This is a genomic window from Halomicrobium sp. HM KBTZ05 (genome assembly GCF_041530035.1).
Classification (GTDB): domain Archaea; phylum Halobacteriota; class Halobacteria; order Halobacteriales; family Haloarculaceae; genus Halomicrobium.
The window spans coordinates 1171812-1193690 of the sequence record NZ_CP168057.1 but is presented as its reverse complement, the minus strand read 5'-3'; the positions used below and the strand labels follow the sequence as shown (position 1 = coordinate 1193690).

Below are 21879 nucleotides of genomic sequence, written 5' to 3'. Positions count from 1 at the left end.
GCCTACTTAAATCAGTTGTCGCTATCGCCAGACGACGGTCCTACGCCGGTCCCCCGGGCTGGTACTCCCCGAAGGCGTCACGGAGCACGTCGCAGATCTCGCCCGTGGTCGCGTAGGCCTTGACCGCTCGGATCATCGGCGGCAGGAGGTTCGCGTCGCCCTCGGCGGCCACACGGAGAGCGTCGAGGCGCTCGGCGACGAGGTCGTCGTCGCGCTCCTCGCGGAGGGCGTCGAGGCGTTCGTGCTGTCTGGCTTCGAGCGTCTCGTCGACCTCCTCGATCTCGACTGGCTCTTCCTCGTCGACGGTGAACTCGTTGACGCCGACGATGATCCGCTCGCCGGCCTCCTGTTCTTGCTGGCGCTCGTAGGCCACGTCCTGGATCTCCCGCTGGACCCACTGGTCCTCGATAGCCCGGCGCATGCCGCCGCGGTCGTCGACGGTGTCGAGGATCTCGCGGGCGTCGGCGGCCAGTTCGTCGGTGAGGGACTCGACGTAGTAGCTGCCCCCCAGCGGGTCGATCGTGTCTGCGACGCCGGACTCGTGGGCGAGGATCTGCTGGGTCCGCAACGCGGTCCGAACCGAGTCTTCCGTCGGGAGGCCGACGGCCTCGTCTTTGCCGTTCGTGTGGAGGCTCTGTGTCCCACCCAGCACCGCGGCCAGTGCCTGGTAGGCGACGCGGACGACGTTGTTCTCGACTTGCTGGGCCGTCAGCGTCGAGCCGGCGGTCTGGGTGTGGAACTTCAGTTGCTTGCTCTTTGGGTCCTCGGGGTCGAAGCGTTCCTCCATGATCTCGGCCCACAGCCGCCTGGCCGCCCGGAACTTCGCGGCCTCCTCGAAGATGTTGTTGTAGGCGGCAAAGAAGAACGACAGCTGCGGAGCGAAGTCGTCGACGTCGAGTCCGGCTTCGAGAGCGGTCTCGACGTACTCGATCCCGTTCCCGAGCGTGAAGGCGATCTCCTGGGCGGCCGTCGAGCCGGCCTCCCGGATGTGGTAGCCGGAGATAGAGATCGTGTTGAAATTCGGCACCTCCCGGGCGCAGAACTCGAAGATGTCGGTGATGATCCGCATCGACGGCTCCGGCGGGTAGATGTAGGTGTTGCGCGCGATGTACTCTTTGAGCACGTCGTTTTGGATCGTCCCGCGGAGCTCCTCGCGCGGGACGCCCTGCTGGTCCCCGATGGCGACGTACATCGCCAGCAACACGCTCGCGGGCGCGTTGATCGTCATCGACGTCGAGACCTCGCCGAGATCGATCCCGTCGAAGACGACCTCCATGTCCCGCAGCGAGTCGATGGCGACGCCGGTCTTCCCGACCTCGCCGGCCGCCATCGCGTCGTCGGAGTCGTAGCCCATCTGAGTCGGCAGGTCGAAGGCCATCGACAGTCCGGTCTGACCCTGGTCGAGGAGGTACTGGAATCGCTCGTTCGTCTCGGCCGCGGTCCCCATCCCGGCGTACTGGCGCATCGTCCACAGCTGGCCCCGATACATCGTCGAGTAGACCCCGCGGGTGTAGGGCTCCTCCGCGGGGAATCCCAGGTCCTCCTCGTAGTCGAGATCGGCCACGTCGGCGGGCGTGTAGAGCCGATCGACCTCGCGGCCCGCCGTGTCGGTGGTAAAGCGCTCTTCGCGCTCTCCGAAGCGGTCGAGCGTCGGCTGGGCCGTCTCCTCGTGCCAGCGTTCCTTGCCGGCACGGATCTCGTCGAGTTCCTCGGGATCGAACATAGCTGATCTCTCGGGCGGCGCAATCAAAAGGGTGGTGTGGCACTCATCGATCGGCCAGTGAGAGTGACAGCGTCACGCGATCCCCGTGGGAGACACCGTCGATCTCGTCGTCGAGTCGCAACAGTGTGACGCCGTCTTGGGCGTCGACGACACGGGCCTCGAACTCGTCGGCCCGGAGCCGCGTTTCGATCGCGTCGAGTCGACGCTCGATGTCCGCCAATCCCGGCGACCGCTCGTCCGTCGTCTCACTACTATCGTCCTGCGGTGCCGTGTCGCTGGGTGGAGACGACGGTGAATCCGTGCCGGCAACTGATTCCGTCTGTTGGAAGCGCTCGTCGAGGCCGTCGAGATGGAGCCCCTCTTCACTCAGATCGACCGACGGAGTCCGTCCGACTGTCGGAACGGGGAGCGTCGATTCCGAGATGCCGTCGAGCAGGTGGCCGGTCGTGTCGGTGTTGGCCTCGACCCTTCGGACGGTTCGCTCTGACACCCAGGGAGGTCCCTGCCAGCCACCTCGATCGAACAGGCAGTACTCGTCGGCGTCGTCGGTCGCCCACACGTAGCTGTCGTAGTGGTCCTTGAAGCGATCAGCAGCTTCGTTCTGCTGGTGGACGACGACCGCGTGGACCGGATCGTACGCCGCCACGACTTCGTCGACGACCTCTCTAGTCGGGTGGTTACTAAAGACGAACGCGGTCGTCGTACACTGACCCGCCGTAACCGGGTCCGTCCCACCGCCAGTCACTTGCAAGACGAATGCGTTGGCGTCGGTCCGTAGTTGTTCGAAGAGTCGAGCCGAACTCCCGCCGACTGGCACTTCGGGACCAGCGATGGCGAGCGCGCCGTTGGCGACGAACTGCGTCGGATCGTCGAACACTGGGACCGACTTGACCGACGGTACCTCGTACCCAAGTTGGTCGTACACGTTCGCAACGTGGCCGGCGAGTCGGATCGGGACGTGTTCGTCGATCTGGTCGAAGTAGTGGCCGAGCCAGTAGGCGATCTGGACGCCAGTGAGCGCACTCGTACAGGCGAGGACCGGGGCCCCGGCGAGGACGCGCTCTGTGATCGACTCGACGATCTCCGTGGCCTCGGTCTCGAACGACGAGTTCGTCGCACCGGTCAGCACCAGCACGTCGACCGGGAGGTCGGTCGGCAAGCCGGGATAGCCCGCTGCACCACGTCGCGTAAAGTCCCCAGTCGCCAGGACCGTCCGATACACGTCGTCGTCTCTGACGGCGAAGAGAAATCCACAGGCACCCGGTGCGTGACCTGCCGGTACCGGATGGACGTGCAGACCTTCGACGAGGCGCGTCCACGAAGAGCACGCTTCGAGTCGTTCGAGGACGGTATCGGTCTCTGTGATGTCGTAGTACTCCTTCCCCGCTGCCAGCACGTCTTCGAGAATCGACGCCGTCGACGGCGTAGCGAGGATCGGTGCGCCGTCCCGAATCACTCGTCCGAGCGACTCGTAATGATCGAGGTGGGCGTGTGTGAGACAGACGGCAGTCAGGTACTCGCCGGCCGATCGGTCCAGCAAGTCGTCGACTACCACGCCGCTCCCAGCGTCGATCAGTACGGCGACAGTCTGGTCGGGAATCAATCCCTCGAATCGCAAGACTGTCGACTCCTTTCCCCCACGAGGATTCGCGTGTTGATACGTTATCTGCACTCCCACCCACCCATCATACCCGCTCTAAACTTCGATTCGACAATAAATGTATCCCACTCGTGTGTCGGGAGTATAAGCGATCGTGAACGAACGAGTCCTGGGCGTCGAACCGGCCATCTATCCCGGGGTCGGCGTGGGCGTCATACGGATTATTGTAGATCTGTACCGGATCAACCGCACGACAGTGTGCGGTCGACCGGGCAAACGGCTACAATAATCCGTATCAGTCCGCGAATCTCCCGACGACTGTCTCTGGCCGGGATCCGTCACGACGGGTGCTGGTGTCTGATCTTCTCGGCGTGGACGCTCGGCACCGGTGTCCAGCAGTCGCCACAGAGCCACGTGGGCGTCCGACCACCACCCTCGGCCACGAGGTCCTGTTTGAACCGCAGCGTCGCCCCGCAGACGCAGTCGTAGGTCGTCGTTGCCATAGACGACGGTAGGGACTCGACGGGAATAACTCAGGGGCCTCAGACGAACGATTGCAGCGACGATCGTCTCCTCCGTACTCCCGGAGTCGCGAGATTCGTCACAGACCCACAGCCGGCAGTATCAGTCGTCGTCGATCAGGTACCGGAAGGCCCGCAGCGTGTTGTGGCCGGCGTCGGTCAGCTCGACGCGTTTCGAGCGCCCTCGCTCGGTGATCGTGACGTAGCCGGTCTCGGCCAGCGGCGAGAGGACGTGACTGTCCAGCAGCCGATACTGGCTCTTGCGGTTGGCCGCGTCGTGTTCCGCGAGGAAGGGCAGTCCCGCCTCCTCGCCGAAGTCGATCAGCGCCCGTTTGGTCACACCGCCCTCCGCTTCGAGGTGTGCCATGACCGCCACCTGCTGGGGGTCGGGATGGTCCATCGGATACGTCGGCAGCTCCGTCACCTCGCGGATCCCCTCTGCAACGTCGCCGTCGGTCTCTGCGGCGTAGCGCTCGGCGCGCACGTAGTACGGCGTCGCGCCCGTGGCCATGCAGGCGATCATGCCGCCGATGGCGGTGACCTTGCTGCCGGTCGCGAGGTTGACGTATACGTCGTGGTCGGCGAATCTGGTCGCCAGTTCGGCGATGGTCCCCAGCGAGTCGTAGAAGTCGAAGATGTTGCAGTCGATCGTCTCGTGGTCGATTCCCGCGTCGTCGAGACGGTCGCGAATCTCGTCGGCGTAGGAGGGGTGGGCCGTCTGGTCGTCGTACTCCAGTAGCACGACGCGGTCGGCGCTGAACCGCTGGGCAGAGAGGACGATCCGATCGTTCTCGTAGCCGACGGGCATCAGGTGTACGCGCTGGGCAACGTCCATGTCGACGGCGTCGCCGTCCCCGCACAAAAAGACTGTGTCGACAATAGCGACAACTGTGTCGGCCGTCGCGTGGCTGTCACCGCTGTCGTGACAGTACTCTTACCAGACCGGCGAGTGCGGTCTATTGTGCCGACAGACCTGACCCCAGTCGACGAGTCGCTCGCCGAGGCACTGTCAGCCGAGCGAGAGCGCCAGCACGAGACGCTGACGCTAATCGCCAGCGAGAACCACGCCAGCGACGCCGTGCTACGGGCACAGGGGTCGGTCCTGACGAACAACTACGCCGAGGGTCGTCCCGGCGAACGCTACTACGCCGGCTGTGCGCACGCCGACGAGGTCGAACGGCTGGCCAGAGAGCGCGCGAAGAGGCTGTTCGACACGGTCCACGCGAACGTCCAGCCCCACTCGGGCACGCAGGCCAACCTCGCGGCCTACGAGGCGCTGCTCGAACCGGGCGACAGCATTCTCTCGCTGGAACTGACGAGCGGCGGCCACCTCAGCCACGGCCACGACGCGACCGCGGTGGCGACCCACTACGAGGTCGAACACTACCACGTCGAGCCGGAGACCGGCCGACTCGACTACGAGGCCGTCGCCGAGCGCGCTCGCGAGACGAATCCGGACCTGCTGGTCTCGGGCTACTCGGCGTATCCCCGCCGGGTCGACTGGGAACGGATGCAAGCGATCGCCGAAGGCGTCGACGCCGTCCACGTCGCCGACATCGCCCACCTCACCGGCCTCGTCGCCGCCGACATTTACCCCTCACCGGTCGGCGTCGCCGACGTGGTGACCTGCTCGACGCACAAGACGATCCGGTCGGGCCGTGGCGGCGCGATCATGGCCAGCGAGGAGTACGCGGCGGCGGTCGACCGGGCGGTCTTCCCGGGCCTGCAGGGCGGCCCGCTGCTGCACAACGTCGCCGGCAAGGCCGCGGGCTTCTACGAGGCCCTCCAGCCCGAGTTCGAGGCGTACGCGAGCCAGACCGTCGAGAACGCGACCGCTCTCGGCGGGCACCTCGACGGCCGTGGCTTCGATCTGGTCTCCGGTGGTACGGACGTGCACTTCGTCCTCCTGGACTTCCAGCAGAGTCATCCCGATCTCACCGGCCAGCGTGCCGAAGCCGTCCTCGAAGACGCCGGCATCGTCTGCAACAAGTCGACGGTCCCCGGCGACCGACGGAAGTCGACGGTCACCAGCGGCGTCCGCCTCGGTACGCCCGCGATCACGACGCGGGGCTTCGACGCCGACGCGACCCGGCGGCTCGCCGACGCCATCGCGGACGTGCTCGACGCGCCCGAGGACGACGCCGTCCGGGAGAACGCGGGCGAGGTCGTCGACGGCCTCTGTGATCGGTTCCCGGTCTACGAATAGTGGCCCCGACCGAGCCGACGCTACCGCCCAGTGTCGTACTTGTAGGTCGCCTCGTCCGGGTCGATCCCGAAGTCCTCCGGCCCTTCCTCCGGTTCCGCCTCCTCGTCGGCACCGGCGGCGGCCTCCTTGAACGCATCGCGGAAGCGCTGGGGCAACTCGAAGCGGTCGACGACTAGCCGGACCGGCACCGCGTCGGGCTGGATGTTCTCCTGTTTGGTCGTCAGTCGCTCGCGGAGTTTCTCCGGTAGCTGGGCCACCTCGATGCGCTCGAAGCCGAACTGCTGGAGGTAGTCGGCTTCGTCGGTCAACGAGTACACCTCGTCGAAGCCCTGATCGCCGGCGTACTCGACGAGCCGTTCGATGACGTGTGCGCCGACGCCCTGGCCGCGCCAGCGGTCGAGGACGCCGATGCTCGTCAGCTCGCAGATCTCCGCGTCGTCGGTCCTGTGGATCCGGATGCGGCCGAAGCCGGCCTTCTCGTTGTCTGCCTCGTCGATCGCGATGACGTAGTCGCGGGACCGAAACGCACTCGCGTCGAGCCCCATCTCCTCGATGTGATCCAGCAACCAGACCTCTTCTCGGTTTTTGGCGTCCCGGACGTACATGCTCGACTCTAGGCCGGCCCGAGTGAAAAGGATACGGTCACCCGTGTCGGAACGCCCGCCGGTCTACATGAACTGGCCGAGGCCGGTCTGTTCCTGGCCGGACTTGACTTCGTCCCACGAGATGCCCATCGCTTCGAGGATGCGGGCGATCGGACCCTTCAGCGTCTTGTCGAGCATCTTCTCCCAGTCGACCTCGAACTCCTCGGGAATCTGGTCGGCGAACTCGAAACAGATCACGTCCGGATCGCGGCGGAACTCGCCGTACAGCGGATCCTCCGAGGGGTCGAGTCCCTTCTCGGCCTCGATCCGCTGGAAGAAGTCGTCGTGAACTCGATTCAGGTAGAGCCGTTTGGGTTTCGACCCGCTCTGGAAGTTCGTCCCCAGCAGCATGTTGGCGTACTTCGCCCCACGCACCTGGGCCGTGTCGGTGTCGTAGTTGTCGAGCTTCTGACCGATGCCGCCGGGGATACCCACGTCCTCCGGATCGACGTTGCCGGCCTGGTAGTCCTCGATCACGTCGTGGACGTACTCCTTGATCGTGTCGGCGTCCTCGCCGTGGACGATCATGTCGATGACCTCCTTCTGGACGCGTTTGGTGATCGGGGCGATGTCCGAGCGCTGGTACTCGAAGCCCGTGATGTCGATGTCGTCGACGTCCTTGCCCTCCTTCCAGACGATGTGGCCGGCGTAGCGCTTCTTCTTGCCGGCCTGGAAGAACCGCCGATAGAGCTTCTCGAACTCGATCTGGAAGCGGTGGAACTGTGCGTTGAGTTCTTCGAGGGCAAAATCGTCGTAGGCCTCGTTGATCGTCTCTTCGAGTTCGAACCCCTTCTGGATCGTCGCCGCGACGGTCTCCAGTTCGCCGTCGTCCATCTCGGGGTGTTTTGCCCGCATCTCGTCGGTGACCACAACGTCGCCTTCGACGTCGTCCGGGCCGATGTCTCCGACCTGTAGCATGACAGAGTCGGTGTTGTGAAGTACGATACCGCCCACCGCATCGACGAAGTTCTCGTTTTCTTCGACACTCAGATCGTACACGTATCCATCGTAGTTCGTCTCCGAGACGACTGGGTCACGGCCAGATCGATAGTAGTCACACGTTCGGATCGTGTAGCTGTCCTTGGCATCACGATATTTTAGCGAGTGTTTCTCTCCGCGCTGAGTGAGCAACATCGAGAGTCCACCAGCCAGTCGACGGCTCGTCGTCTCGAAGTCGAAGTTCCGCTCGCTGTAGGCGTCCGAGTAGCGTGGGAACTCCCGTGATCCGTCACCTTCTACCAGTACGTCGAGGAACAACGATTGCAGGTCCTCTGGCAGATGGAATACGAACGATGGGATTTGCTTGCCACGCGACGTTTGTCCTGCGAACTCACGGAAGAAGACGGCCGCCAACTCGTTCATCATCTGTAGTTTCTTCGTCTCATCGTCATACGTCGCAGACGCCCCACCGGCACCAGTCTCGTACTCGACCGTCCGTCGGTCTCCCGCATCGCTCGCGATGATACTGGCTTCCGTGTCAGCGAACAATCGGTGGTAGTCCGTCTGTAACTGTTCTAACCACTCCCGTCGCGACTCACAGATACTGGCTCCGAAGCGACTGGCAGTCGTTTCAGCCGTGGAGGAGCTCCCCTCCGAAACGTACGCAGCGAGGAGCCGAACGAGTGCACGCCCGTCTTCGCTTTGGAGGTCGACGTGCCGCTTGACTTTCGGGTATTTATCGATTTCGTCGTGATGGCTGTGGCCGAACCAGACCCACTCCCCATCCGTGTGTATCTGCTTTGTCTTCTCGACCGCGTGCTCGGAGCCAACGCTCCGGCCGTCGGTGTACGTACGCGAATACCCCTCCAGCACCTCGTAAATATCGACCGACTCGATACTGTCGACGCTGGGGATATCGTCAACCCGGAGCGGTTCCGTGACATCGTTCGGAGTCCGCTCAACAAGAGTTCCGTCTTCCTCCACGACGTAGGAGTGATCCCTCGTCGTGGTCGACTCGCCGAACTTGTGCTGGAGCGTGACAACGTCTTTGTCTGTCTCGTGGCGGATAACCTGTGTTATCCGTCGCCACTCAGTCGCACCGTCGTCATCGACCGAGAGTGCCTCCCAGCCCGACAGCGGCCGTCGGTCCTTCGACATCCCACTACTGGAAGCTGTACCCCCATCATGTACCAGTGCCGGCCGCTCCTCGACGGCACTATCCGCACGGTCGAACAGCTCTGCGATGGGTTGTATCCGAATCTGGCCGGCAGGGTCGCGGACGACGATCGGCCGGTTCCCTGTAACGCTATCCCCGTAGACCACCTCATAGCCCTCGTTGGCGACGACTTCGTCGGTGTAATCGATCACCTCACGACCGGTCGCAGTGACGGCCGCCCCCATCTCCTTGTCGTATAGACGGAACCGATCCCATCCGAGGACACCGTAGAGCGACTGACCGACGAACTGGAATTTCCCGTTCCGCCCGGCGAGCAGAGTGTGGTTGTCCTCAACTGTGACACAGTGAACACCGTTTTCAGCCGTGCTTTCACCGCCACTCCGGTGCATCCGGACCGTGTTCTTGCTGTCTTCGGTGACGTAGATACGGTACGTTCCACTGTCTTCATTGTAGCTGGCGGTGAGTCCGAGATGGGCACAGAGTCGCAAGACATCGTCGCGGAGCCGTTCACTCGCAGTGCTGTAGCGCCAACTGTTGGTCTGCCAGTCCCCGTCGCCAGCGATAAGCGTCTCAAGGAAGGCCCGTTTCTGTGCTTGGCTCGTTTCGAACACGAACTCGGGAATCCGCTTCTCGAAGCTGTCGCTGCCACAGAGCCGTTCGAAGAGGTCACCAAGCAGTTTCGAAGTGAACTGGTACCCTTTCTCGTCGACGTACGCGTCGAACCCCATGCCGTCGAGGAGGCTGCCTATCCGTGTGTGGTCGTCACCAGATCCTCCGTCCGGGACCGCATCCTGTGCAATGTTCACCGTTGTTGAACTACCTCGGAAATGGTCACCAAACTGCTTATCCGCAGATGTGTAGACGCTCCCTTCGGTGATGTACCACGCCAGCAGTTCGAGGAAGTCGTCACCGTCGTAAAACCGCGGAATCCACTTGCGACCGCGCTCAGAGTGGACGTAGAACCCTGAACAGCTCTCATCAAGATACGCACGGTGCTCCCGGAACGACTCGGCGTCAAACACGTAGCCAGTCCTGTCTTCACCCTGCTTTTGCATCTTGTCCGGACGGTACCCAACCTCTGCGGCAAGAGTATGCCCGTGGTCGTCGTTGTCACACCACACCTCGAACGCACCCTCAAGGATGTCGACGAGATCCACCTCGTTGAGCCGCTCACCGTCGGGACCGTCCCAGTCGTGTGGCAGTTCGTAGTTCGTCGCTCGATCGAGGTTGCCCGCTTCGACGAACTGGTACTCGTCTTCGGTGATGCCGTTGGTCTCGTTCTTCCGAACGAGCATTCGGTGGTTCGGCGTCACCCGGAAGTCGATCTTGCTCGTCTCGATGTCGACGAGGTCGCCCCGATAGTCTGGGTAATCGTGGGTCTCGACGACCGGCTTGACCTCCAGGCGCAGCGTCTCGGGATCAAGTGAATACACTTCGTCGCCGATTTCGAGGTCGGTGATGTCGCGCACGCCGTCAGGTGTGACGACCTCCGTATCCGGCGTGAAGCAGTTCATAATCACCTTGACAGCTGCTTGCTGCCGGTCGTAGCGCTCGTAGGCGTCCTCGTCGGGGTCGTGGTCGTTTCGCAGTGACTTTTTCTCCTCGCGTTCTGACAGGAGTTCGTCGACCATCTCCCGGATGGCTCCGTCCGGTTCCTTCCGGAAGTGGGTCCCGTTCGGTGCTCGGTAGGTCTCGCCGTCGTAGGATTCGGGATCGACCTTCGTCTCCGGGCTCGCGTTGGTCGTCACCATGCACATCGGATACAGCGACTTCAGGTCAAGCACCGTCACGTTCTCTCTGACGCCGGTGATCGGATCGAAGACGGCCCCACCCTCGTAGTCCTCGCTCTCCTGTTGGCCCTTGGAGGGGAGTGCGTACTCGCCGTGGAGCTTGTGGAGGACGTACATGTCGACGGCGTCGCCGGGCGTCGTCGCGTCTTCGAGCTTACAGCCGACGAAGGTCCGGACCTCGTCCCAGAAGGCGACGATGTCCTGGTCGCGGTCGAGTTCGACACACAACTCCACGTCCCGGAGGTTGTACTCCAGCAGGCGTTCGGGGTCGTCCTCCCAGAGGTCGCCGATGTCGCCGGGATAGCGTTCCTTGCCGACGCCCAGTTCCTCCTCGCCGACCGCGTCGAGCCGGTAGGAGTCGAGTTCGCTGAACTGGGTCCGCTGGTAGGCATAGAGGAGGTCGAAGACGACCCGCCCCTTGATGTCGGGGCCGCCCCAGCCCGAGCGCCAGACCTCGTCGACCCGCGAGAGCCGGTCGATACGCAGGTCGTAGTCGTGGTGTGGGCCCTGGAGTTCCTCCAGTCGGTCGAGGAAGTACGGCGCGTCGAAGTCGTCGAAGTTCCAGCCGCTGAGGATGTCCGGGTTCGTCGTCTCGACGTAGTCGACGAACGACTCCAGCATCGCCTCCTCCTCGGTGAAGCGCCGAACGTCCACGTCGATCGCCCCCTCGATGGGCTCGTAGTCGGGGAGAGAGTCTGGCCCCGCGACGCCGTCCGGGGCTTCGTACAGCCAGAGGACGTACTCGTCGCGGTAGGAGTCGTGGCTCGTCAGGCAGACGATCGGCTCCTCGCCGTCTTCGGGGAACCCCGAGCGGTCGTCGACCTCGATGTCGAAGACGTTGACCCGCGGTGTCGCCTGCACGTTCGCTGGCGCGACCTCCGCGTGGTGGACCTTGAGACTGCCGTCGTCGTCCTCTCTGCGCGGGACTTCGATGCCGCTGGTCAGGCCCTTGTCGATGAGAAACCGGTTGGGAAAGAGGATGTCGGCCTCGTAGTGGTCGAACTCGTCGCGGATCTGTCCCACGTCGCGGGGCGTCCGACCGAAGATCTTGACGAGGCGCTCGCCCCGGATCGACTCGTAGGGATCGCCGTCTGCGTCGGTCTCCTCCCAGCCGGTGATGCTGTCGTAGCCTCGCAGCCGCTCCTCGGAGACGTTGTCTGCGGGCGCGTAGAAGTACGGTCGAAAGTCGTAGATGCGGGCGTGGACGGCGTCCTCGTCTTCTGTCCGGCCGAAGACGTGGATGACCGGGTACTCGTCGTCGCCGCGCCCCTCGATGGTGTAGTCGATCTGGGTGACGGCCATCGAAACCGTCTCCTCGACGTCCTCGAAGAGTCGCTCGCTGGCGTCGACCACGTCGGCGGTCGAGGCGGTCGTGCCCGCGACCGCAGCGGCCTCTTCGGCGACGTCGCGTTCGTCGTCAGAGTCGTCGCTGTCGACGAACGCGCCGAGGTCCTGCTGGCCCTGCTCGCTCATGATGTGGCGTCGTTCGGGATGCCCGATAAAAACTACGGCGGTCGGCGATCCAGGGCCCAACGTGTCGCTCGAATCGCAAGACGAAAGTATGGTCGCGGCCAGAAGGTATATGGTAACTCATAACATACCTACGTTCGAGTCCCCATGTCGGACAACGCACACGCAGACGAGCGGGACAGCACGGAGGAACGACGCTCCGAACCCGGACTACCGTCGGCAGTAGAGACGACCGAGACCTACGAGACCGACGAGGGGACAGTGTTCTACGACGCCGAGAACCCGCTGGCCTGGCTCCAGACAGATTCGGCCGTCGCACTGACCGAGCGTCTGTAAGCCAGGGCGAACTGCTTTTGCCCGGTGGCATGAAAACCCGGACGTGAGCAGCGACGAGCCCGACGATAGCGCCGCGGATGAGGGGCCGACGCCCCCATCGGTCGACGGTCCCGACCCCGAACAGATCGGTCCGGGAGTGCCGACCGCCCCCGGGACAGAGACCGACCCGGAATCGATGGGGCCGGAGATTCCCGAACCGCCGGAACCGGGCGCGGCCGACGCCGACGTCGAGAGCATTCGCCTGTTCTGGAAACTGGTGTTGGTGTTCAACGTCGCTGTCTTCGGCCTCGCCGTCGGCCCGATGTTCGGGTACTTTCTGGGCGACTGGGACCGGGGCCTCCAGATTTTCGCCGTCGGCGCGCTGGCGCTCGTGTACGGGCTCGTCAGGTACTACGGCTTCCGCCGGGACCGGCCGGAAGACGCTCGGTGAGACCGTCGCCGTCGGCGGTGTTCGCCCACGCGATTTGACGACCGACACTGCGCTCGGACTGCTCGGTCTGGAAACAACACAACACCTACACGCGTTCCGACCGAACGGCGACCGATGCGAACTGTGGAAGACCGGGACGGCGATCGGTATCTGCTGGTCAAGCAGTCCAGCGAGTCGAGTCTCGTCCGCGATCCGGCGACCGGCGAGGAGCACCACCTCCCGAACGACGCTCTCGAACCGGTGACGGAGACGAGCCCGCTCTCGACGGCGGCAACTGCGGTGTCCGAGCCGCTCCGTCGAGTCGTGACCGCCACACACGACGACCGCGCGCTGGGGCTGTTGGTGGCACTCGAAGCGCGCGGTCCGACGGACGTGCGCGTCCTCCTGGACCGGTACGAGCTGTGCGAGAGCGATCTCCACGGCCTGCTGGCGGAGTTTCGCGCTGCCGGGCTGATCACGGAGGCGGAGGTTCCGGGCGGCCGGGGGTACGACACCACTGCGGTCGCCAGCGAGGCACTGGCGACGCTGCGGGGCGACTAGTCCGCGGCGTCCGCGACGACGCCCGCCTCGACTCGCTGTGCCGTCGAGCGGTTGGTCGTCGAGTCCTTCTCGACGCGGACCAGCGCGTCGGCCGCGCCGACGAGTTCCTCGTCGTGGCTGACGACGACAATCTGCTCGACGCCCACGTCGTCACGCATGAACTCGATCAGGCCGAGCAGCTGTGAGACGTGCCCGGAGTCGAGAAAGACGGTCGGCTCGTCGAGGATCAGCGGCGGCATCGGCGCAGCCCCCTCGATTCCCTCGGCCAGCAGTCGGTAGATCGCACACCGGAGGCTGAGGTTGAACAGCGCGCGCTCGCCCCCGGAGAGCTGCTCGGGATCGAGCGCCTCGCCGTCTTTCTGGTACACCGTCAGCTGGTACTCCCCGTCGAGTTCGATGTGAGAGTACGAGTCGTTCTGGTAGACCAGATCGAACACGTCGTTGAGCATCCGTTCGAGCGTCTCGACGTTGCGCTGGCGCAGCTCGGCGCGGACGGTGCCGTACATCGACTCCAGCTCCTCGGCCTCCTCGTACAGCGTCGCGAGCTTCTCGACGGTCGCCGCCAGTTCGTCGCGGCGCTCACGGAGCTCCTCCAGGGCTTCGATCTCGTTTTCGACGGCTCCGGCGCTCGCCTGCAAGTCGTCGCGTTCGGCCCGGAGTTCGTCGAGCTTCTCGTCTGCCTGCTGGATGTACTCCGTCGCCCGCTCGCGTTCCGCGCGGGCCTCCTCGACGTTCGCGTCGTCGAACTCCGCTTCGAGAGTGGACGTGCGCTCTCGCTTGTCGGCGAGTCGCTCGCGGCGCTCGTCGTTGATCTCGTCTTTCTGCTGGCGCTGCTCGCGCAGTCGTTCGAGGTCGTCTTCGCACTCCTCGACCGCCGCGAGCAGCGTCTCGATGCGTTCGAGCCGTTCCAGCTCCGTCTTGCACTCCTGGCGCTGCTGATTGCAGTCGGCGACGACGTCGCGACACTCCTTGGCCGCTTGCTCGGCCTCGGTGGCCGCCTCGCGCTTCTCGTCGGCCTCCGACGCCAACGCCTCGGCGTCGGCCCGGAGCTCGTCGATCCGGTCTGCCTCCTCGTCGAGCCCCGCCTCGCGGTCCTCGATCAAGCGTGTAACGTCGTCGCGTCTCGTCTCCAGGGTCTCGATCTCGGCGGCCGTCTCGACGAGTTGCTCGGCTCGTTCGAGTCGCTCCTCGCGGGTCGTCACCGCCTCTCGGGCCGCTTCGAGGTCACGCTCGTGTTCCTCGATGCGGTCGCGCCGTTCGTCGATCTCCTCGACGTGGGGGGAATCTGCCACGTCCTGCCCGCACTCGGGACACTTCCCAGCGTCGAGAAGCTGCTGGGCCTCGGCGACGCGCTCGCGTTCGGCTTCGAGCGTCGTCTCCAGTTCCGTGACCCGCTGGCGTGCGTCTTCGAGCGTCGACGCGACCTCGTCGCGGTGGTCTTCGACGCCGTCCCGATCCACCGGTGCGTCCTCGAAGCGGGCCGCGAGTGTCTCGATTCGTGCGTCGATCTCGTCGAGCTGGTCGCGCCGTTCCCGTACGTCCGCGCGGGTGTCGGCCACCTCGGCTTCGAGTCGCTCGGCCTCCTCGCGTTTCTCCGTGGCCCGCTCGTCGAGAGTCGCGGCGCTCTCGCGCAGCGATTCGGCCTCGCTGCCGCGTTCCGAGGCCGCGACCCGCTGGGCTTCGATCCGGTCTCGCAGCTCGTCGTCGCGGGCGGTCAGTTCGTCGATCCGCTCGGCGACGGCGTCGGAGTCGGCGCTGTCGAGGTCGCTCTCGGCGACGGCCTCGCGCAGTTCCGTCTCGCGCTCGCTCAGCGTCTCCTTTCGGTCCCGGATCCGCTCGTCGATCTCGTCTCGCTCCCGTTCGGTCTCTGCGATCGTCTCTCGGAGCTCGTCGATCTCGGCTTCGAGTTCGTCGAGTTCGGCCTGTTTCTCCTCGTAGTCGTCGATGATCGACTGGGCGTCGTCGCGGGTCTGGACTGCCCGCTCGCGCTGGCCTTCGATGCGTTCGATCTCCTCGCTGGTCTCGGCGATCTGGCTCCGGAGTTCGTTGAGGCGATCGTAGAGGTCACGCTCCTCCTTCTCGGCGATCTGCTCTTCGAGCTGGCCCAGCGCGCCCTGTTTGTCGTCGCGGACGCGGCCGATCCCGACGCGGGCGTCGCTTGCCCGCTCGCGGTACTCCTCTAGCTTCCCGAGCTGGAGGAGGTCGTCGAGCATGTCCTGGCGCTGGCCCGGCGAGGCGTTGATCAGCTTGTTGACCTCGCCCTGCCTGACGTACGCGCAGTTGACGAACGCCTCGCTGTCCATCCGGAGGAGTTCGGTGACGCGGCGGCGGACGGCGCGAGCGCCGTCGAAGCTCCCCCCCGGCGTTTCGAGGACGCACTTGGCGGTCGTCGCTCGCTCGCCCGTCGCCCGGACGCGGCGCTCGATGTGGAAGTCGCCGCCGCCGTGGGTGAACCACAGCTCGACGGTCGCGTCGTCGGCCCCGATCGAGACGATCTCGTCGAGGTTCTCGTCGAGGGCCTTGGTCCCGTAGAGCGCGAAGAAACAGGCCTCCAGCAGCGAGGACTTTCCGCTGCCGTTGAGGCCGTGGATGATCGTCACGCCGCGGTCGAGTCGCAGGTCGGCCTCGCCGTAACACTTGAAGTTCTCCATCCGGACCCGAGAGATCCTCATCGGACCACCTCTCGGGGGACAGTGTCGTCTCTCACAGGTACTCCTCCATCGTCGACTGGTCCTCCGGGTCCTCTGACCCCGGCTCGCCAGCGGCGTCGGCTGTCTCGTCCGCCGCGGCGTCGTCGGCTGGCTGGTCTCCGACCGACGCGGAACTGCGGTCGTCGGTCGGCGCGTGGCCGCCGTCGGCTTCGGTCTCCGGGTGCGCGCTCTCGGCGTCGGCTCCGTCGAAGACCGCCAGATCGCCCGCTTCGACGAGGTCGGCAACGCGCTCTTCGACGGTGTCGGCGACGTTCGAGTCGGGGACCTTCGAGGCGCGAATCGTCTCGTCGATGTCTCGGGCTGCTTCGCTCAGACCGAGTTCCCGCACGCGCTCGTGGACGGCCTCGTCGGGGTCGGCGAAGCTCACCTCCACCTCGCGTTCGTCGGCGAACTCCCGGTGGTCGGTGACGCGCGCGACCAGCGCTCCCCGTTCGAGCGCGAACTCCTCGATGCCGGCCGGCGTGATCGGCTCGCCCTCGCCGTCGACGTGGACGATCACGACCGCGTCGGTCAGATCGTACTCGCCGACGCGCTCACGGACGTGTTCGAGCCCCTCGTCGCCGGCCAGCTCGACCTCGACGAAGACGAACTCGCGGGTGTCGAGCCCCCGGCGCGTGATGGTCACGTCGCCGTCGAACGTGACGATGTTGTACCCTCGTTCGTCGCGCTCGTCCGCGCTGGCACGCTCGGTCGACCCACAGTAGGTGAGCCACGTCTCGTCGACCTGCTTCGTGCCGGGCGTGTGTTCGTCGCCCAGCAGGAGCGCGTCGAAGTCGACGGTGGCCTCGTCGACGATGGCCGTCGCGTCCCAGGTGCCGTAGTCGAACGGCTGGAACTGGCCGTGACTGACCAGCGCGGCGTGGTCGGCGTCGTGGGACGCAAAGTCGTAGTCGAGTGCGTCGCGCTGTGAGCGCGGGACGTAGTCGAGGCCGTAGAAGGCCGTGTCTCCGATCACGCGCGGTTCGTCGTCGAGACGCGTCGCCAGCCCCAGCGACTCGTAGAGGTCGAGCCACTGGGCGTCGCGCTTTGCCTCGTGGTTGCCGACGACGGCCAGAAACGGGATGTCGGCGTCGTCGAGTCGCTCCAGTACGTCCAGCGTTCCGAGCACGTCCGTGAGCGTCGGTCGCCGGTCGTGAAACAGGTCGCCAGCGTGGACGACGGCGTCGGCCCCCGAACCGATCGCGTCGTCGACGACCTGTCGGAACGCGTCCAGGAAGTCGTCCCGGCGCTCGGGCACGTGGTACTGCTGGTACCCGATGTGGGTGTCGCCGGTGTGTATGACCCGCGTCATCTGCTCTCGACTTTGGCACCGTCGCCTAAAGAGGTTCCGCGACCGGGGTGAAACTGATCGCCGGACGCAGCGGCCCGGTACCGCCGGTACGCAGCGAGTGTCTCGCGTCCGCGCTGGCTGGCGGCGCTGACCGACTCCTCGGCCGCCTCGACGGCTCGTTCGAGGTCCGCCAGTCCGCCGTCGTCGACGAAGGCCGCGGCCGCCGCCAGATCGTCGAGTGCGTCGGTCGCCCGTTCGATCGTCTCCCTGTGCTCGGCCTGGAGGGCGGTCGGCGTCGCGTCCGAGCGGTCGGTGTCGTCGGTGTCTGCGAGCGCACGAAGCCGCGCCTTGACTGTCGCTTCGTCGGTCACGAGGCGGGCTGTGGCGCGTTCACACAAAAGGCTGTGGCGCGCTACTGCTCGACGGTCAGGGTGTAGATGCGCTTCCGTGCGTCCGCGAAGGAGAACCGGGAGTCGACGGCCCCCGCCTCTTCGAGGCGGTTGAGCGCGTAGCGGACGGTCCGTGCGGGCAACAGCGTCTCCTCGGAGAGTTGGCTCTGGGTGAGCGTTCCGTTGTACTCCAGGACCTTCGCGACGAGTTTGGCACTCGGCGGGAGTTCGCGGACCGCGTCCCACTCGACGGTCGTTGGCTCCGATGCACCACCGGGTCGATCGAGTTCTGACGTGCTCATCTTATCCCACCGTTGGAAATACAGAGTGATAATATTTACTGTTCCATTTAATTACTTGAGGTAATCTATCGGTCGCGAGGGTCGAAACACCTGAGACGCCAGATATTCGGCGCGAGACGGTCCAGAACCGGTGGAGTCAGAACCTGACCCGACCCGAAGCCTCATAATGGCTGACCCGCTAGCGAGTGGTAATGACCGACACCGTCGACGAGGTCGATCTGCCGTACGACGACGACGCGTCCCAGCAGGAGAAAATCGAGGCGTTACAGGAGCGTCTCGAAGTGCTGGAGGATCAAAACGAGGAGATGCGCGACAAGCTGCTGGACGCCAACGCCGAGAACAACAAGTACCAGCAGAAGCTCGAACGGCTCACCCACGAGAACAAGAAGCTCAAGCAGTCGCCGCTGTTCGTCGCCACCGTCCAGGAGCTGACCGACGAGGGCGTCGTCATCAAGCAACACGGCAACAACCAGGAGGCCCTGACCGAGGTCACCGACGAGATGCGCGACGGCCTCGAACCGGACTCCCGCGTCGCCGTCAACAACTCCCTGTCGATCGTCAAACGGCTCGACGACGAGACCGACGTGCGGGCCCGCGTGATGCAGGTCGACCAGAGCCCCGACGTGACCTACGCCGACATCGGCGGAATCGAAGAGCAGATGGAAGAGGTCCGCGAGACGGTCGAACTCCCGCTCAAGTCCCCCGAGATGTTCGAGGACGTGGGCATCGATCCACCGTCCGGCGTCCTCCTGCACGGCCCGCCCGGCACCGGGAAGACGATGCTGGCCAAAGCCGTCGCCAACCAGACCGACGCCACGTTCATCAAGATGGCCGGCTCCGAGCTGGTCCACAAGTTCATCGGCGAGGGGTCGAAGCTGGTGCGGGACCTGTTCGAACTCGCGCGCAACGAGGAGCCCGCCGTCGTCTTCATCGACGAGATCGACGCCATCGCGGCCAAGCGGACGGACTCGAAGACCTCCGGCGACGCCGAGGTCCAGCGGACGATGATGCAGCTGCTCAGCGAGATGGACGGCTTCGACGAACGCGGCGAGATCCGACTCATCGCCGCCACCAACCGCTTCGACATGCTCGACCGCGCGATCCTCCGGCCCGGCCGCTTCGACCGCCTCATCGAAGTCCCCAAGCCCGACTACGAGGGTCGCAAACAGATCTTCCAGATCCACACCCGCGGCATGAACGTCGCCGACGACGTGGACTTCGAGCGACTCGCCGGTGACATCGACGAGGCGTCGGGTGCCGACGTGAAGGCGATCTGTACGGAAGCGGGGATGTTCGCCATCCGTGACGATCGCACCGAAGTCCAGATGCAGGACTTCACCGACGCCTGGGAGAAAATCGAGTCCGAAGAGAGCGACGACCAGGACGTGTCGCCGACCTACGCCTGATTCTGCCGGTTTCTCCTTCGGAGCGAGTCACTGCCGAACGACGCGGTTCGTCACGACGTTCCTGCCGGTGAGTCGAGTTCGCCGGAACGTCTTTGCTCGCTCGGCGTCAACAGGGCCGTATGGACGCACTCGATCGGTTCGAGGAACCGCCCTGGCTCGCAGCCGTCGCGACGACGATCAGCTACGGGCTCGTGCTACTGGTCGTCTTCCTGTTGCTGTTCGTCGTCCCGTACGCGCTGCTGTCGTGATCTCGGCGTCGTGACGTTCACATCCCCATGTCGGCGGCTGCATCCGGTACCGGGAGGTCGTGGGGACCGACACCGAGGAGTTCTGCGGCGTGGTCCAGTGCCATGTCGAAGCCGTAGTAACGTTCGAGTTCGTCGCCGTCGGCGGTCGGCCTGACCTTGAGCATGGCGTACCCGTCGGTGTTCTGAGCGATCGCGGCCGTCCGTCCGTCGCGATCGTATTCGAGGACGCGCTCGGAGTCGGTCTCGCGATACCGTGCCGTGATCCCGTCGGCTTCGGCCACCTCGTCTGTCATCGTCGGCCCTAGGGACGAGGGGTAGTCGAAACTGTCGGTCGGTGCGTGCCAGAACGGAACGCTTGTAGGCCAGAGCGCCGAGCCACCGCCCGTGAGGGGTCGTCTCGTCGCTCGTGCCAGCAGCGACGCCAGACAGTGGTTCGAGCAGCGATTTCGCGTCGACACGCGCGCGCTGGCGGCGCTGCGGATCGCCCTGGGAACGATACTGCTCCTCGACGTTCTCCTGCGAGCGCGCCACCTCGCGGCCTTCTACACCGACGCTGGTGTCCTCCCCACGTCGACGCTGCGGGCTGTCGTCGGGACGCCCGCCCTGCTGTCCGTCCACGCTCTCTCGGGGAGCGTCTGGCTGCAGGTCTGTCTCTTCCTCGCGGCCGGTCTCGCGGCGCTGGCGCTGCTGGTCGGGTACCGAACGCGACTCGCGACGCTGCTCTCGCTCGCCCTGTTGCTCTCGCTCCAGATCCGGAACCCGTTCGTGCTCAACGGCGGCGACACGCTCCTGCGGCGGCTGCTGTTCTGGGGCCTGTTCCTGCCGCTGGGTGAGCGGCTGTCTGTCGACGCGACCGAGACGACGCCCCGAGAGACGGTGAGCGGGCTGGCGACCGTCGGAGTGCTCGGGCAGGTCGTCGCGGTCTACGCCGTCAACGCGGTCGTGAAGCTCCGGGGCGACGCGTGGCTCTCCGGACGGGCGCTGGCGCTCGTCTTCGATCTCGACCACTACACCGTCCTCGCGGGCGATCTCCTGGCACCCGTCCCGCTGCTCCCGGCGCTGCTCGGCTGGGGCTGGCTGGCTCTCCTGGTGGCGTCGCCGCTGCTCGTCGGCCTCACCGGCCGAGCGCGTGGGGCGCTCGCCGGGCTGTTCGTCGCGGGCCACGCGGGCATGCTGGTGACGGTCTGGGTCGGCCTCTTTCCGCTGGTCTCGATCGCCGCGCTGCTCCCCTTCTTCCCGGCGTTCGTCTGGGACCGCGTGTGGGCCGGCGTCCCCGACGGGTGGGATCGCGGTAGCGCGTCGCGTCTCGAAGGTCACGCCGCCGCGACGATCCCGGCGGCGGTTCGGCGCGCACTCGGCAGGCTCCAACGGCCGCTACTCGTCCTCGTGCTGGCGGCGATGCTCGTCTCGAACGCCGCCACGCTGGGGGTGGCTCCGGTCGCCGACGCCGACGTGCCAGAGCAGTCCTGGGACATGTTCGCCCCCGCGCCACCGGGCGTCGACGGGTGGTTCGTCGCACCGGGAACGACGACGGCCGGGAGAGAGGTCGACGCGCTCGCGATGGCACCGCTGAGCTGGGAGCGACCATCGAATCTCGAACGCGCGTACCCGAGTACGCGCTGGCGAAAGTACCTGCTCCGACTCCGGAGCGGAGACACCGAACCGCGCCGGGCAGCCCTCGCTGGCTCCCTCTGTCAGCGCTGGAACCGCACTCACGAGCGGGGGCTCGAACGGGTCGGCCTCGTGTTCGTCGCCGAGCCGACGCGACTGGACGGGCCGGACCCACAGCGCCGGAAGGAACTGGGGACGTACTCGTGTCGATCCGCGACCGCGAAGGGCAACAGTCGAGTGTCGCCCGCGCCTCGGTGAACCCATGACGAAGTGGCTCCAGAGCGGTCGCCGCCGGGACATCTGTATCATCCTCGCCGGCGAAGACGGACTGAACGGTCAGACGCTCAAGACGCGACTGGAACGGCACTACGACGAGCGGATCGACCCCAAGAGCTTCTACGGCGGCCTCTCGGCGATGGTCGACAGCGGCTTTTTGCAGAAGGAGACCGCCGGAATCGCCGACGAGTACTCGCTGACCGAGGCGGGCGAGGCGCGCCTCCGCGAACAGTACGAGTGGATGTGCGAGCAACTGGGCGAGACGGAGAGGTGAGACCGCCCGCCTCTGT

At 65.4% G+C, this 21879-nt stretch carries 19 protein-coding genes; 8 read left to right on the top strand and 11 right to left on the bottom strand.

The features are described 5' to 3' along the window. Positions 1-40: 40 nt before the first annotated feature. From ACAH01_RS06135 to ACAH01_RS06120, 4 genes are all read right to left on the bottom strand, one after another. The gene (locus tag ACAH01_RS06135) at positions 41-1723 is read right to left on the bottom strand and encodes a methylmalonyl-CoA mutase (protein WP_372480575.1); all 1683 of its coding nucleotides are present in this window, start codon (positions 1721-1723) and stop codon (positions 41-43) included. Positions 1724-1766: 43 nt separating this feature from the next. Continuing rightward, positions 1767-3395 carry an MBL fold metallo-hydrolase gene (locus ACAH01_RS06130; protein WP_372480574.1) on the bottom strand — a complete coding sequence of 543 codons (1629 nt, stop codon included), beginning with the start codon at positions 3393-3395 and terminating at the stop codon, positions 1767-1769. Positions 3396-3661: 266 nt separating this feature from the next. After that, complete coding sequence (locus ACAH01_RS06125; RefSeq protein ID WP_372480573.1) at positions 3662-3826, bottom strand: hypothetical protein; 165 nt, start codon at positions 3824-3826, stop codon at positions 3662-3664. Positions 3827-3947: 121 nt separating this feature from the next. Further along, on the bottom strand, positions 3948-4679 hold the full coding sequence (locus ACAH01_RS06120) for a DUF6293 family protein (RefSeq protein ID WP_372480572.1): 732 nt from the start codon (positions 4677-4679) through the stop codon (positions 3948-3950). A gap of 126 nt (positions 4680-4805) precedes the next feature. Between ACAH01_RS06120 and glyA the strand changes: the two genes are divergently transcribed. Then, positions 4806-6050 carry a serine hydroxymethyltransferase gene (gene glyA, locus ACAH01_RS06115; RefSeq protein ID WP_372480571.1) on the top strand — a complete coding sequence of 415 codons (1245 nt, stop codon included), beginning with the start codon at positions 4806-4808 and terminating at the stop codon, positions 6048-6050. A 20-nt stretch (positions 6051-6070) separates the two neighbouring features. On the opposite strand, the gene ACAH01_RS06110 is transcribed toward glyA, so the two are convergent. Together ACAH01_RS06110 and ACAH01_RS06105 are read right to left on the bottom strand one after the other, a co-directional pair. Next, the gene (locus tag ACAH01_RS06110) at positions 6071-6655 is read right to left on the bottom strand and encodes a GNAT family N-acetyltransferase (protein WP_170094928.1); all 585 of its coding nucleotides are present in this window, start codon (positions 6653-6655) and stop codon (positions 6071-6073) included. 63 nt (positions 6656-6718) lie between these two features. Next, the gene (locus ACAH01_RS06105; protein ID WP_372480570.1) at positions 6719-12073 is read right to left on the bottom strand and encodes a DNA polymerase domain-containing protein; all 5355 of its coding nucleotides are present in this window, start codon (positions 12071-12073) and stop codon (positions 6719-6721) included. A gap of 144 nt (positions 12074-12217) precedes the next feature. On the opposite strand from ACAH01_RS06105, the gene ACAH01_RS06100 reads away from it, so the two are divergent. The 3 genes from ACAH01_RS06100 (at position 12218) to ACAH01_RS06090 (ending at position 13376) form a co-directional block, all read left to right on the top strand. After that, positions 12218-12406, top strand: coding sequence for a hypothetical protein (locus tag ACAH01_RS06100; protein WP_170094930.1), 189 nt, complete (start codon positions 12218-12220; stop codon positions 12404-12406). A gap of 43 nt (positions 12407-12449) precedes the next feature. Next, positions 12450-12836, top strand: a complete 387-nt coding sequence (locus ACAH01_RS06095; protein WP_372480569.1) for a hypothetical protein — start codon at positions 12450-12452, stop codon at positions 12834-12836. A gap of 114 nt (positions 12837-12950) precedes the next feature. Continuing rightward, positions 12951-13376 carry a hypothetical protein gene (locus tag ACAH01_RS06090; protein WP_372480568.1) on the top strand — a complete coding sequence of 142 codons (426 nt, stop codon included), beginning with the start codon at positions 12951-12953 and terminating at the stop codon, positions 13374-13376. Here the strand turns inward: ACAH01_RS06090 and rad50 are convergent. Genes rad50 through ACAH01_RS06070 form a run of 4 tightly spaced genes read right to left on the bottom strand, consistent with a single transcriptional unit; the run spans position 13373 to position 18048 of the window. Beyond that, on the bottom strand, positions 13373-16048 hold the full coding sequence (gene rad50 / locus ACAH01_RS06085; RefSeq protein WP_372480567.1) for a DNA double-strand break repair ATPase Rad50: 2676 nt from the start codon (positions 16046-16048) through the stop codon (positions 13373-13375). The two genes, ACAH01_RS06090 and rad50, sit on opposite strands and share 4 nt — an antisense overlap. 31 nt (positions 16049-16079) lie before the next feature. Further along, entirely contained in the window at positions 16080-17378 is a 1299-nt protein-coding gene (gene mre11 / locus ACAH01_RS06080; RefSeq protein WP_372480566.1) for a DNA double-strand break repair protein Mre11, read from the bottom strand. Further along, a complete protein-coding gene (locus ACAH01_RS06075) occupies positions 17375-17728 on the bottom strand; it encodes a hypothetical protein (RefSeq protein WP_170094935.1) in 354 nt (117 codons plus the stop codon). Before ACAH01_RS06075 ends, mre11 begins: the two co-directional genes overlap by 4 nt. 41 nt (positions 17729-17769) lie before the next feature. After that, positions 17770-18048, bottom strand: coding sequence for a helix-turn-helix domain-containing protein (locus ACAH01_RS06070; protein ID WP_015763848.1), 279 nt, complete (start codon positions 18046-18048; stop codon positions 17770-17772). Between the two features lie 191 nt (positions 18049-18239). On the opposite strand from ACAH01_RS06070, the gene ACAH01_RS06065 reads away from it, so the two are divergent. Together ACAH01_RS06065 and ACAH01_RS06060 are read left to right on the top strand one after the other, a co-directional pair. Continuing rightward, entirely contained in the window at positions 18240-19454 is a 1215-nt protein-coding gene (locus ACAH01_RS06065; RefSeq protein WP_372480565.1) for a proteasome-activating nucleotidase, read from the top strand. Between the two features lie 119 nt (positions 19455-19573). Then, complete coding sequence (locus ACAH01_RS06060; protein ID WP_255317959.1) at positions 19574-19702, top strand: hypothetical protein; 129 nt, start codon at positions 19574-19576, stop codon at positions 19700-19702. Positions 19703-19719: 17 nt separating this feature from the next. On the opposite strand, the gene ACAH01_RS06055 is transcribed toward ACAH01_RS06060, so the two are convergent. Further along, on the bottom strand, positions 19720-19995 hold the full coding sequence (locus tag ACAH01_RS06055; protein ID WP_153553939.1) for a hypothetical protein: 276 nt from the start codon (positions 19993-19995) through the stop codon (positions 19720-19722). 91 nt (positions 19996-20086) lie between these two features. On the opposite strand from ACAH01_RS06055, the gene ACAH01_RS06050 reads away from it, so the two are divergent. Further along, complete coding sequence (locus ACAH01_RS06050) at positions 20087-21571, top strand: HTTM domain-containing protein (RefSeq protein ID WP_372480564.1); 1485 nt, start codon at positions 20087-20089, stop codon at positions 21569-21571. Between the two features lie 4 nt (positions 21572-21575). Next, positions 21576-21863: a PadR family transcriptional regulator gene (locus ACAH01_RS06045; protein ID WP_170094938.1), complete on the top strand. Its 288-nt coding sequence runs from the start codon at positions 21576-21578 to the stop codon at positions 21861-21863. Positions 21864-21879: the final 16 nt, after the last annotated feature.

What these genes read in the sequence shown, in the direction of transcription:
- ACAH01_RS06135 (WP_372480575.1), bottom strand. Translation starts at nt 1,723, where the DNA reads ATGTTCGATCCCGAGGAACTCGACGAGATCCGTGCCGGCAAGGAACGC.
- ACAH01_RS06125 (WP_372480573.1), bottom strand. Translation starts at nt 3,826, where the DNA reads ATGGCAACGACGACCTACGACTGCGTCTGCGGGGCGACGCTGCGGTTC.
- ACAH01_RS06120 (WP_372480572.1), bottom strand. Translation starts at nt 4,679, where the DNA reads ATGGACGTTGCCCAGCGCGTACACCTGATGCCCGTCGGCTACGAGAAC.
- ACAH01_RS06110 (WP_170094928.1), bottom strand. Translation starts at nt 6,655, where the DNA reads ATGTACGTCCGGGACGCCAAAAACCGAGAAGAGGTCTGGTTGCTGGAT.
- ACAH01_RS06105 (WP_372480570.1), bottom strand. Translation starts at nt 12,073, where the DNA reads ATGAGCGAGCAGGGCCAGCAGGACCTCGGCGCGTTCGTCGACAGCGAC.
- ACAH01_RS06100 (WP_170094930.1), top strand. Translation starts at nt 12,218, where the DNA reads ATGTCGGACAACGCACACGCAGACGAGCGGGACAGCACGGAGGAACGA.
- ACAH01_RS06090 (WP_372480568.1), top strand. Translation starts at nt 12,951, where the DNA reads ATGCGAACTGTGGAAGACCGGGACGGCGATCGGTATCTGCTGGTCAAG.
- rad50 (WP_372480567.1), bottom strand. Translation starts at nt 16,048, where the DNA reads ATGAGGATCTCTCGGGTCCGGATGGAGAACTTCAAGTGTTACGGCGAG.
- mre11 (WP_372480566.1), bottom strand. Translation starts at nt 17,378, where the DNA reads ATGACGCGGGTCATACACACCGGCGACACCCACATCGGGTACCAGCAG.
- ACAH01_RS06070 (WP_015763848.1), bottom strand. Translation starts at nt 18,048, where the DNA reads ATGAGCACGTCAGAACTCGATCGACCCGGTGGTGCATCGGAGCCAACG.
- ACAH01_RS06065 (WP_372480565.1), top strand. Translation starts at nt 18,240, where the DNA reads ATGACCGACACCGTCGACGAGGTCGATCTGCCGTACGACGACGACGCG.
- ACAH01_RS06060 (WP_255317959.1), top strand. Translation starts at nt 19,574, where the DNA reads ATGGACGCACTCGATCGGTTCGAGGAACCGCCCTGGCTCGCAGCCGTC.
- ACAH01_RS06055 (WP_153553939.1), bottom strand. Translation starts at nt 19,995, where the DNA reads ATGACAGACGAGGTGGCCGAAGCCGACGGGATCACGGCACGGTATCGC.
- ACAH01_RS06045 (WP_170094938.1), top strand. Translation starts at nt 21,576, where the DNA reads ATGACGAAGTGGCTCCAGAGCGGTCGCCGCCGGGACATCTGTATCATC.